This window comes from Labilithrix luteola (genome assembly GCF_001263205.1).
GTDB lineage: Bacteria > Myxococcota_A > Polyangia > Polyangiales > Polyangiaceae > Labilithrix > Labilithrix luteola.
In genome coordinates this window covers 4657737-4668321 of the sequence record NZ_CP012333.1, presented here as the reverse complement: position 1 = coordinate 4668321, position 10585 = coordinate 4657737, and the positions used below count along the sequence as shown (strand labels likewise).

10 protein-coding genes and 1 pseudogene are annotated in these 10585 nt (G+C 65.1%); 8 read left to right on the top strand and 3 right to left on the bottom strand.

Annotation, left to right across the window (positions count from 1 at the left end; all coding sequences use genetic code 11):
• Nucleotides 1–50: 50 nt before the first annotated feature.
• Nucleotides 51–1004, bottom strand: coding sequence for a hypothetical protein (locus AKJ09_RS20735; protein ID WP_146648942.1), 954 nt, complete (start codon nt 1002–1004; stop codon nt 51–53).
• Between the two features lie 395 nt (nt 1005–1399).
• On the opposite strand from AKJ09_RS20735, the gene AKJ09_RS20730 reads away from it, so the two are divergent.
• From AKJ09_RS20730 to AKJ09_RS20710, 5 genes and pseudogenes are all read left to right on the top strand, one after another.
• On the top strand, nt 1400–1771 hold the full coding sequence (locus AKJ09_RS20730; RefSeq protein WP_146648941.1) for an ArsC/Spx/MgsR family protein: 372 nt from the start codon (nt 1400–1402) through the stop codon (nt 1769–1771).
• Nucleotides 1759–2292 (top strand): annotated as a pseudogene (locus tag AKJ09_RS20725) (cyclase family protein); the annotation flags it as partial. The gene AKJ09_RS20730 and the pseudogene AKJ09_RS20725, both read left to right, overlap by 13 nt.
• 131 nt (nt 2293–2423) lie before the next feature.
• A complete protein-coding gene (locus AKJ09_RS20720; RefSeq protein WP_146648940.1) occupies nt 2424–3449 on the top strand; it encodes an NmrA/HSCARG family protein in 1026 nt (341 codons plus the stop codon).
• 75 nt (nt 3450–3524) lie between these two features.
• Nucleotides 3525–4151: a class I SAM-dependent methyltransferase gene (locus AKJ09_RS20715; RefSeq protein WP_146648939.1), complete on the top strand. Its 627-nt coding sequence runs from the start codon at nt 3525–3527 to the stop codon at nt 4149–4151.
• Nucleotides 4152–4200: 49 nt separating this feature from the next.
• Nucleotides 4201–5133 (top strand): hypothetical protein, encoded by a 933-nt coding sequence (locus AKJ09_RS20710; RefSeq protein ID WP_146648938.1) that lies wholly within the window; start codon nt 4201–4203, stop codon nt 5131–5133.
• Between the two features lie 24 nt (nt 5134–5157).
• On the opposite strand, the gene AKJ09_RS20705 is transcribed toward AKJ09_RS20710, so the two are convergent.
• On the bottom strand, nt 5158–6057 hold the full coding sequence (locus tag AKJ09_RS20705) for a LysR family transcriptional regulator (protein ID WP_146648937.1): 900 nt from the start codon (nt 6055–6057) through the stop codon (nt 5158–5160).
• Between the two features lie 102 nt (nt 6058–6159).
• Here AKJ09_RS20705 and AKJ09_RS20700 point away from each other — a divergent pair, with 102 nt between their 5' ends.
• From AKJ09_RS20700 to AKJ09_RS20690, 3 genes are all read left to right on the top strand, one after another.
• On the top strand, nt 6160–6375 hold the full coding sequence (locus AKJ09_RS20700) for an alpha/beta fold hydrolase (RefSeq protein WP_146648936.1): 216 nt from the start codon (nt 6160–6162) through the stop codon (nt 6373–6375).
• Between the two features lie 112 nt (nt 6376–6487).
• Nucleotides 6488–9304, top strand: coding sequence for an ATP-binding protein (locus AKJ09_RS20695; protein WP_146648935.1), 2817 nt, complete (start codon nt 6488–6490; stop codon nt 9302–9304).
• A 171-nt stretch (nt 9305–9475) separates the two neighbouring features.
• A complete protein-coding gene (locus AKJ09_RS20690; RefSeq protein WP_205633753.1) occupies nt 9476–10207 on the top strand; it encodes an alpha/beta fold hydrolase in 732 nt (243 codons plus the stop codon).
• Nucleotides 10208–10212: 5 nt separating this feature from the next.
• On the opposite strand, the gene AKJ09_RS20685 is transcribed toward AKJ09_RS20690, so the two are convergent.
• Nucleotides 10213–10584: a helix-turn-helix transcriptional regulator gene (locus tag AKJ09_RS20685; RefSeq protein WP_169927703.1), complete on the bottom strand. Its 372-nt coding sequence runs from the start codon at nt 10582–10584 to the stop codon at nt 10213–10215.
• Nucleotide 10585 lies beyond the last annotated feature (1 nt).

Below are 10585 nucleotides of genomic sequence, written 5' to 3'. Positions count from 1 at the left end.
TCGGCCAACGATCGACCTTTCTTCGACCACCGCACTTTTTCGCGCGGCGCTCACTTCCAGCTCGCCGACACGGCGATGCCGAGCTGTCCGTCGAGCGTGACGGAGGGCACGCGATAGGCCTGGCGGACAGGCTCGATCAGCGTGAACTCCGCGCGCTGAAACGGGGTGAAGAGGCCGACGGCGAGCTCCACGCCGACGGGATCCACGATGGTCACACGGGTCCTCGCCAGGAGTCCTCCCGCCGACCAAGTCGACTCCGCCCGCCCCGTGAGCGGTAAGCCTGAGCTTGTCACCGAGAGGCGACCAATCTCGAAGGCACCACAGAGAGAGTTGCGCGTACGACCCCAGAGGAGGCCGCCGCAGAGTTCGGCACGCGCCGTTCGCAGCCGCGAGTGAATCTCGCCGCCATCGACGACGGGACGATCGAAATCCGAAAATCCCCACGAGAGGCGCAACGCGGGGACGATCGGGCTCGAAGCGAATTGGCGAGACAACTCCGCCGACACGCGCGCACCGAACGCATTGGCGCCAGCTCTGCTGTATTCGGCCTGGATCCCCGAGTCGAACCGCCAGACGCTCGGTGCAGCGGGCTCCGCTCGGCGCGTCGACACCTCCGCGGGTGGCACTGCTCGAAGCGGCGGCGAAGGCTGCGACAGCGGCGCGGGCGGCGACAGCGGGGGCGTGTCGTCTTCCTTCCGGGTGGTCGCCTGAGGAGCCGAGTCGGGACGTTCGGCAAGCGCGAGCGCGACGAAGACGGCGAGCGAACGCACGACCGCCGCGCAATCCGCCGCTCGCACCTGACGCGTTCCCACCGATCCCTCGTGAGCGACCGTGAGTTGCCCTTCGAAGCCGCCCTCCCGCTTCTCGATGCGTACCGAGAAGCGCCGCGGATCATCCTGGCCACCAGGCTTCCCACCCTGCCGAGCAGCGACACGCTTGGCGAGCTCCGCATCGAACGCCGCCGCGTCGGGACAGCCGGGCGGGGCCGTGTAGGGGACCTGCACGGGAGCCGTGTCCGCACGGGCGACCGCAGTGTGGCCCAGACAGCACGCAAACGCCCAGAGCGCTGCGCACCGCGCGCCCGCAGCCCTCACGCGCGCATATTCATCGCCGGCGTATCGCCAACGCGTCCGGAACGAGCACGAAGCATCGTTCGAGGATCGTCGAGAGCCGGGAGTTCGAATCATGTCGGTGTCGGACGGCGAGGCCGCTCACGTCGGCGCGGCGATCGTGTCCGGAGCAGAACATCGAAACGCTCCGCAAGTTAGAGCAGCTTAGAGCCTATCCCGGTAGGTCCGACCGAGGAATTGCGCTCCACGTTGTCCGAGCTCGGCCATGCTGCCTGGCCCGTCGAGACCGTGGCTCCTCGCGAGCCGCCGTGGCTGCTAGCGTGCGCGCGATGAGCGAATCCTGCGAGGTCTACTTCAATCCGTCGTGCAGCAAGTGCCGCGAGCTTCGCGCGATTCTCGACGAGCGCGGGGTCTCGGCCACCTACCGCGAATACCTCGTGGCGTCGCCTTCGCGGGAGGAGCTCGTGAAGGTCATGACGCTTCTCGGCATCGATGATCCGCGCCTGATGATGCGGACGGGCGATGCCCTCTTCACGGAGCTCGGGCTCGCCAGCGCAACGCACGACGCGCTGCTCGACGCGATGGCCGCGAATCCGAAACTCATCGAGCGGCCCATCGTCATCATCGGCGAGCGCGCCGTGATCGCGAGGCCCCCTCAGAAGGTCGAAGGGCTCTTGCTGGCAAGCGCTTCGAGCAGGTAGTCGACGTGAAGAAGCTCGGCGTCGAGAAGGTGCCGCCGATCGTCACGCGCGGCATCGTGCTCGACATGACCGCACACTACGGCAAACCCATCGTCCCGAGCGGTACCGAGTTCACCGTCGCCGACGTCCAGGCCGTTCTGAAGAAAGAAGGCCTGACTCTCCGCAAAGGAGACGTGGTGCTGTTCAACACGGGCTGGCTGGAGTTGATCGGAAAGGACGACAAGCAGTTTCTGGAAGTGGAGCCCGGAATCGGGATGGAAGCTGCAAAGTGGCTGGCCGATCAGGGCATCGTCGCATTCGGCGGCGACACCTGGGCGTCCGAGGTCTATCCGAACCCGCGGACCAAAGAGGAATTCCCTATCAACCAGTACATGCTCGCGAAGCGCTGCATCTACAACCTGGAGCTCATCGACAGCCGCGCGCTCGTGCGCGACAAGGCCTGGGAGTTCATGTTCGTGCTGGGTCAACCGCTGTACGTCGGCTCCACGCAAGTGAACGTCAATCCGGTCGCCATCCGCTGACGACTCCTCGAACGCGGCGCCCGAAGCCCGAAGCCCGAAGCCGAGGCCCGAGCACCTGAGCCTCGGCCGTGAGCCGGCGTGGCGTGATCGATTTGCTGGACACGAACGTATTACGATCATAATACATCCTCATGGTCACGAAAATTCTGGTCATCGGTGCCACGGGTGCTCAGGGATTTCCGGTCGTACGAGCACTGGCGGAAGACAGACGCTACGAGGTCACGATCTTCACCCGGAACGCCTCGTCCGCGCGGTCGAAGACGCTGCTCGCGCTCCCCGGCGTGACGGCCTTCGAGGGCGATGCGACGAACGAGAAGGACCTCTACGAAGCGCTGCGCCAGGTCGACGGCGTGTACTGCAACCTCGACGGCTTCGCGATCGGCGAGCTCAACGAGACCTTCTGGGGCATTCGAACGTTCGAGATGGCCGTCGAGCTCGGTATCGAGCACTTCGTGTGGGGTAGTCTCGACTATCTGCTGAAGAAGAGCGGGTACGATGCCAAGTACCGCTGCGGCCACTACGACGCCAAGGGCCGGGTCGCCGACTTCATTCTCCAGCAGAAGCCGAAGTCCACCGCCGTTTCGGTGCTCACCTCCGGACCCTACATGGAGATGCTCTACGACGGGATGTTCGCCCCACGACCGCAGCCCGACGGAACCCTCGTCTTCGCGCACCCGATCGGCAACGGGAAAGTGCCGATGATCCATCTCGACGATATCGGCCGATACGCGCGATGGATCTTCGACCATCCCGAGGAGTCCAACGGGATGGACCTCGAGGTTGCGACGGAGCACGTTGGTTGGGAATACCTCGTCGAATGTGTTCGGCGCGTCACCGGCAAGAACGCCGTCTTCGTCGATATTCCCCAATCCGTGTACTTCGCCAATTCCGGTATCAGCGCGACGACGCCGGCCGCATGGGCGCAGTCCAAGGGCGCATCGATCTCGGGCGGACAGACCTTCTGGGAAAACTTCGCCGGATGGTGGTCCGCATGGCACGACAATTTCGTGACCCGCGACTACGCGCAGCTCGATCGCATTCTACCCGACCGCGTTCGCACGCTCGAAGAGTGGATGCGCAAGACCAAGTACGATGGCGCGTTCCGGCCGATCCTCAAAGATCGCTCCGATCAGCGAGAAGCAAGCGCGAGCGTGTAGGCTGGCGAAAAGATCGCCGATCGGACCGAAAACGACGCTCTCCCGTCATGCGCAAGGCGGCGCTACGAAGCGAGCATGACCGAGTTCTGGGAAGACGCGTTCGTGCGGAGTCAGCTGATGTGGGGCTTCGAGCCCACCGCCGCGGCGCGGCTTGCACGGGACGAGTTCGTGCGGCGAGGCGCGAAGAGGGTGCTCATCCCGGGCGTCGGATACGGCAGGAACGCGAAGGTGTTCCTCGACGCCGGGATGGAGGTCACGGGCATCGAGATCTCCGCGACCGCCATCGACCTGGCGCGCTCGAAGCTCGGGCTCGACATCCCGATTCATCACGGCTCGGTGGGCGACATGCCCTTCGACGATTCGCGCTACGACGCGATCTTCTGCTTCGGCCTCCTCTATCTGCTCGATGCAGAGGCGCGCGCCAAGTTCATCGCCGACTGCGCGCGGCAGCTCGTTCCGGGCGGGGCGATGGTCTTCACGGTGATCTCGAAGGAGTGGTCGATGTTCGGCCAGGGCACGAAGCTCGGGGAGGACTGGTACGAGACTCACCCTGGCGTGAAGATGTTCTTCTACGACGCCGACTCGCTACGCCGGGAGCTTGGTCCGTACGGGCTCGTCGACATCACGAAGGTCGACGAGCCGATCCCCAATGGGACGCTGCGTCCGTTTCTGCAAGCGACGTGCGAACCGACGAAGGTGTGAGGGGGCGAGGAAGATTGGCGCGCCAACGAACGTAGCCTCTTCTTGCAGCATGCGGTTCGCTCCGACCACCAAGGGCTCGTTCGCCTCGCTCGCCGCCGCGCTGCTCGTCTGTTGCGCCCGCAGTTCCGAAACCAAGATGCCCGTGGCGGCGTCACCCGTCGTGCCCGACGCGGGAACGACGGACGCTGGAGCGACGGATGCTGGAACGTCGGACGCCGGCGCGGCCGAGGCGAGCTGGGAGTGGGCAACGTCACTCGTCAAAGGACTCGAAACGCATCCCGGTCCGCTCACGTTTCCTGCGGATGCTTGGACGACGAAGGGACGGCTTACCCTCTGGGTGGACGCACGCTATTTGTGGGATGGCGCTCCCCCGCGGTGCACGGCGCTCGACGCCGTCCCCGAAGACGGCGCTCTCAACGTGCATTACGCAGAGTCCTTCGGAAAGAAGGCCGGCGCGATCGACGAGCCAACCGCTCACCTCGTGCTCGACGAGCATGCAACGCTTCAAGGCACGACGACACGCGAAGCGGACGGAAGCGTATCGGCGTTCGAGTGTTCCAGCACGCTCGGCGCACTCTCGGATGTCTCCCGCGACGCTCTCCGATACCGAGCCACGATCGTGAGCCTGGAGTTCGCGTGCCGCATGACGGATCTGGAGAGGGACAGGCGATGCCCGCAGTGCGTTCGCTGCAAACCAACGCTCTTCTTCGGCCGCCCCCCCTTGAGGATCAGCGCTAGCCCCTCGCTGAAGATGGCCGACGTCGACGCCGCGCCCGCGTGCGTTCCGTGTTCGGCGCCCGATGAAGGGCCTGCGCTGGTCGACCGTCTCCGTCGCGCCGTCAAAGGGCACTACGTTCGAGTGCCCCAGGACGGTCCCGCGTTCTTCCGAACGGCCGCGTCCTGCGAATCCGATCTCGGCGAGCGTGTGCGCAAACGGCTCGTCCCAATCGCGTACGATTGCAATGGGCCGATGACTCACTGAGCGGGCGACGCAAGCTCCGCGCGGCTAGCGAATCACGCGCTCTTTGCGGAGGAAGTCGACGAAGGCGCGTAGCGGCCGAGGAATGTGGCGCCGGCTTGGGTAAAAGAGGTGCAGGCCCGGGAAGCCCGGCGACCACGGCTCGAGGACGCGCATCAGGCGGCCATCTTCGACGTAGCGGAGCACGCTCGGATGAAAGAGATAGGCAATGCCGACGCCATCGAGCGCGCCGTGCAAAGCGAGCTCCACGTCGGTGACCACCAGCGGTCCTTCGACGGCGATCTCGAGAGTCTGCTTACCGCGGGCGAACTCCCATCGATAAAGGCTGCCGTCAGTCGGCCAGCGCCAGTTGATGCAACGGTGGCGATGGAGATCGCGCGGGTGCTTCGGAATGCCGTGCTGCGCGAAGTACTCCGGCGTGCCGACCGCAATCATCTCGAAGTCGCCACCGAGCTTGAGCGCGATCATGTCCTTCTCGAGCCGCTCGCCGATGCGGATTCCGGCGTCGAAGCCGTCTTTGACGATGTCCGCCAGCTTGTCGTCGACCATGATGTCGAGCACGACCTCCGGATAGGCCGTGTAGAAGCGCCCGAGCAGCGGGCCGAGGAGGGTCATCGCCTGATGCGGCATGGTGATCCGGAGCGTGCCGGCGGGGCGCTCGCGCGTGTGGGTGACCTCGGCAACCGCCGACTCGAGCTCGGTCATCGCCGGTCCGAGCCGTGCGAGAAGACGCGCCCCAGCCTCGCTCGGTGCGACGCTTCGCGTGGTCCGGTTGAGGAGGCGCACGCCGAGCCGTTCCTCGAGTCCGCGCAGCGTCTGGCTCAGCGCGGAAGGCGACACCCGAAGATGCTTGGCCGCACGCGCGAAGCTCCCGTGCGTCGCAATCGCCATGAAGGCCCTGAGGTCCGCGTACTCACGACCGCGCATTCTGTACGATTTACTACACGGCCATATCCGATTCGAAAGAATTCACGCGCGCATCAGTTGCATACGGCGCCACTGGCCGTTATGCGAGCCCCGACTTGATCCTTGCTGGTCAAGTTCGTTCGCGCCATTCCCCTCTCCGGAGAGAAGGACAACACCGCCCCCTGGGCGATCACGAACGCGTCCTTCAATCAGCAGAAGAAGAACGCCGGGATCTCCGAGATCATCGAGATACCGAACCGCGGGCACGCGCTCACGATCGACAGCGGCTGGCGCGAGGTCTGCGAAAAAGCTCTCTCGTTCGTACGCCGCTTCGTCTAGGGGGAGGCCCGGCACGGCCGCGCTTGCTCATTTTGCAAGCGGAATCGAGGCCGGCTCGTGACTCGACGATGTCGAGAATGAGGCCTGTGTGTGTAGTAGACTGCGCACATTCATGCGCCGGCTGCTCCAAGCCGACGGCCCGAGAGAAGTGCGGACGTCGAAAACTTCGAACGATGACGCGACCGGCATCGACGAGCACTTCTCTTTCGGGCCCTACCGACTCCTGCCACGACGTCGGCTGCTGCTCGAAGGTGACACCGTCGTGCGACTGGGAAGTCGCGCTTTGGCCATCCTCACCCAGCTGGTCGGGAGAGCCGGCGAGACAATCAGCAAGGAGGAGCTCCTTGCCTCGGTCTGGCCCGATACCGCCGTCGACGAAGCGAACCTCCGCGTTCACATCGCGGCATTGCGGAAAGCGCTCGGCGACGGCCGTGACGGCTCGCGTTACATCGCGAACCTACCGGTGCGCGGATACTGCTTCGTCGCGCCCGTCACGCGCGCCTCTTCGAATGCCTTCGCCTCCGATGTCGTTCGGGATGACGTTCGCAGCCCCCTTCCCGCTGCGCCAGTATCGAATCTCATCGGGCGAGATGCCACGCTCGCGATGCTCGGAAAACGGCTCGAATCGCAACGCCTCATCACCATCGTCGGGCCTGCTGGCATCGGCAAGACAGCGGTCGCACGAGCCGTCGGGGCGCATGTCGCGAACGATTATCCCGACGGCGTGCGATTCGTCGATCTGGCAACCATCTCCGACCCTCGTCATGTGGTGAGCGCGCTCGCCGGGATGCAAAACCTATCGCTTCCCGCGGAGGCTCCGATGGACGCACTCGTCCGAGAGCTGGCGGGCAAGATCGTCCTCATCCTGCTCGACAACTGCGAGCATGTCATCGACGCAGCCGCAGACCTCTCCGAACGACTCCTCGCGAACGTCTCTGGCGCACGCATCCTCGCGACGAGTAGGGAGAGCCTTCGCGCACAGGGCGAATCGGTCTATCGCCTGCCGGCGCTGGAATTACCTCCCGAAACGGCCAGCGAGCTGACGGCCGCCCAGGTCTCGACGTTCTCGGCAGTAGCGCTTTTCGTCGAGCGCGCACGAGCGAGCCTCGACACGTTCGAGCTCACCGACGCGGATGCGCCCGTCGCGGTCGACCTATGCCGCCGCCTGGACGGAGTCCCCCTTGCGATCGAGCTCGCGGCAGCACGAGTCGATACCTTCGGTCTTCGCGACCTGACAGCACGCCTCGACGGCCGCTTTCGGCTCCTCATGAGAGGGCATCGAACCGCCATCCCACGCCAACAAACTCTGCGTGGCGCGATGGAGTGGAGCTACGAGACGCTCTCGCCACGAGAGAGGTGGCTCCTACGGAGGCTGGCCGTGTTTCGCGGCATATTCACCTTCGAGTCCGTCTTGGCCATCACGGAGGACGAGGTTTCGAATGCCGTCGACGAGCTCGTCGGTCTCGTTGCGAAGTCGCTTGTCTCGGCAGACGTGAGCGGCGCCGAGGCAAAGTATCGCCTGCTTGCGACGACACGCGCGTACGCGTTCGAGAAGCTCGTCGAAGCCGGTGAGACTGCCGCTGCTCTCCGAAGTCATGCGCTCTACGTGCAGCGAAAGACCGCGCGTATGACCGCCATGCCGCTCGAGCGAAGCTCGTTCCGAGACGATCCCGCGTTGATGATCGACGACGTTCGCGCGGCACTCGACTGGGGTTATTCCGAGCAAGGTGAGCCGAAGGTCGCCATCGCGATCACGATCGCCGCCGCTTCACTCGCAGCAAAGCTGTCATTGCATGCAGAGTTTCGCGGCCACGTGACACGTGCGCTCGAATATCTCGCGCGATCCGGCATGCGCGACGACCTGAGCGAGATGAAGCTCTCATTCGCGCTCGGCTGCCTTACTCTTCATACGCGTGGAGGTGGGGAAGAAGCGTTTCGTCGAGCGTACGAACTAGCGTCGAAGAGTGACGTACTCTGGGTCGACCGAGCAGCCGCCATCGAGGGCGTTTGGGCGAACTTCATCGGAACAGGCGAATATCCGCACGCGCTCGAGTTGGCCGAGCAACACGCCGTCGCCTCGGCGCACGTGAATAGCGCGGCGGCGATCCTCAACGGCGAGCGGGTCCTCGGGCTCTCTCTTCACTACGTCGGTGAGCATGCGCGCGCGCGCCCCCTCCTCGAAGGTGTGATCGAACGCGCGCGTATCCCTCGCGCGGTCGACGCAGTGCAGATCCCGTCCGGCACGTCGGCCCGTGTCCCGCTGGCCCGCACCCTGTGGATCCAGGGCCTTGGCGATTCCGCACGAAACGTGGCAGCCGAAGCGGTCGCGGAGGCAATGGCTTCGGCTCATCGCCTCGCTCTGTGCCTAGCGCTCGGATATGCGTCGATTCCAATCGCAATCTGGTGTGGCGACACCGACGAAGCCCGACGCTTTCTCCAACTCCTCGTCACCGAATCCGCGCTCGCGGGCCTCGAGCCATGGAAGAGTTGGGGACGAGTCCTCGGACTCGCACTGGACCAACCGTTCGCCGGGCGGATCAAGGATGCGACCGCCCCGCAGGTCGACATGCTCTCTACCCTGCGCACGCCGCTCGTGGACGAACGAGCTCTTGCGCGCGCCGAGCGCGGCCTTGCCGGGTGGTGTGCGCCGGAGGTCTTCCGAGCAACAGGCGAGGAGCTGTTGCGCTCTGGCACGGAGAACGCGCGCGATTGCGCTGAGGGTCTCTTCCTGCGAGCTCGAGATCTCGCGCGTGGGCAGGGGGCGCTCTCGTGGGAATTGCGTGCCGTCACGAGCCTCGCGAGGCTCTGGAGCTCCGGTGAGCGTGCACGAGATGGGCGCGCGCAGCTCGCTGGCGTGTTCGATCGGATCACGGAGGGAGCAACGACGCAGGACGTCATCGAAGCGCGCAGGCTCCTCGACGCGGAGTGAAGCACGATTTGGCTTCGTGGCCCGCAGTGGCAATCGCATACTGCGCGGGTGATAGCAGCGTCCGTCTCGAGCTCGCAATCTCCACGCCCCCGTGCACGTCGCACTGCCGTCGCGCCCGACGGCGTCTCGCTCGCAATTCAAGAATGGGGAAGCCCTGATGGGCCGGCGCTCGTGCTCGTGCATGGAGGACTCTCCAACCATCTTTGCTGGCAACGTCAGGTCGACGACGAACGACTCGCATCGTTTCGGATTGTCACGTATGACCTCCGCGGGCATGGCGACTCGGACAAGCCGGTCGATCCGAGCTCCTATCAGGACGAGGAGCGCTGGGCCGACGACCTCCACGCGGTCCTCGAGACGTGCGGCCTCCGCGATCCCGTCTTGGTCGTGTGGTCGCTCGCCGGCGTGGTGACGAGCGCGTACCTTCGCAAGTACGGCGGCTCTCGTCTCGGGGGCGTCGTGTGGGTCGGGGCGATCCCTACGGTAGCGGCTGTCACCGAATCGGCAGTGTTCGAACTGATGCCCCGCATGTTCTCGCCGCACATCGACGAGCGCATCGACGGCCTTCGCGCGTGGCTTGCTTCATGCTTCGGGCACAGCGCGCCGCCGAGCTACATGTTCGAGCGGATGCTCGCGTCTGCGTCGTTCGCGCTCCCGCTCGCCCCCGCCGTCGGCTCGTTCACCGTCGCCGATCCTTGGCCCACGCTGCGCGCGTTCGATCGACCTGCACTCGTCATCCAGGGGACTCACGATCGGATCACGCCGCCGGACGTCGGTCGGCAGCTCGCAGAAAACATTCCGAACGCGACACTCGTCATGTACGACGGAGCCGGTCACGCTCTCTTCATCGACGAGCCTGACCGCTTCGCGAGCGACATCCTCGCCTTCGTGCGACGTACCTAGCGGGCTCAGGCGGCGATATCCGCGCGGAGCTTCCGCCATGCACGAGGCGATATGCCTTCTTCCCGGCGAAACAGCCGATTGAAGTGTGGCTGATCGGAGAATCCACAAGCGACGGCGACGGCGCCAATCGAGCAGTCGGTCGCCAGCATCATCTTCTTCGCCCGCGTCAGGCGGCACTGGATGACGTAAGCCGAGAACTTCTCGCCGTACGCTCTCTTGAACGCGCGCGAGAAGTGGCTCGTGCTCAGTCCTGTAGCCTCGACGAGGTCTGCCATCCGCACGACCTCGTCGAGCCGCTCGTCGAGGTAGGTGTCGATGAGCCGGAGATGCCAGGGCGCAAGGCCGGCGTTCGTTCGCGGAGCTCGAACGACTTCCATG

Bases quoted from the DNA above. Each gene is read 5' to 3' on its own strand.
- AKJ09_RS20695 (WP_146648935.1), top strand. From the start codon at position 6,488: ATGCGCCGGCTGCTCCAAGCCGACGGCCCGAGAGAAGTGCGGACGTCG.
- AKJ09_RS20715 (WP_146648939.1), top strand. From the start codon at position 3,525: ATGACCGAGTTCTGGGAAGACGCGTTCGTGCGGAGTCAGCTGATGTGG.
- AKJ09_RS20685 (WP_169927703.1), bottom strand. From the start codon at position 10,584: ATGGAAGTCGTTCGAGCTCCGCGAACGAACGCCGGCCTTGCGCCCTGG.
- AKJ09_RS20710 (WP_146648938.1), top strand. From the start codon at position 4,201: ATGCGGTTCGCTCCGACCACCAAGGGCTCGTTCGCCTCGCTCGCCGCC.
- AKJ09_RS20705 (WP_146648937.1), bottom strand. From the start codon at position 6,057: ATGCGCGGTCGTGAGTACGCGGACCTCAGGGCCTTCATGGCGATTGCG.
- AKJ09_RS20730 (WP_146648941.1), top strand. From the start codon at position 1,400: ATGAGCGAATCCTGCGAGGTCTACTTCAATCCGTCGTGCAGCAAGTGC.
- AKJ09_RS20720 (WP_146648940.1), top strand. From the start codon at position 2,424: ATGGTCACGAAAATTCTGGTCATCGGTGCCACGGGTGCTCAGGGATTT.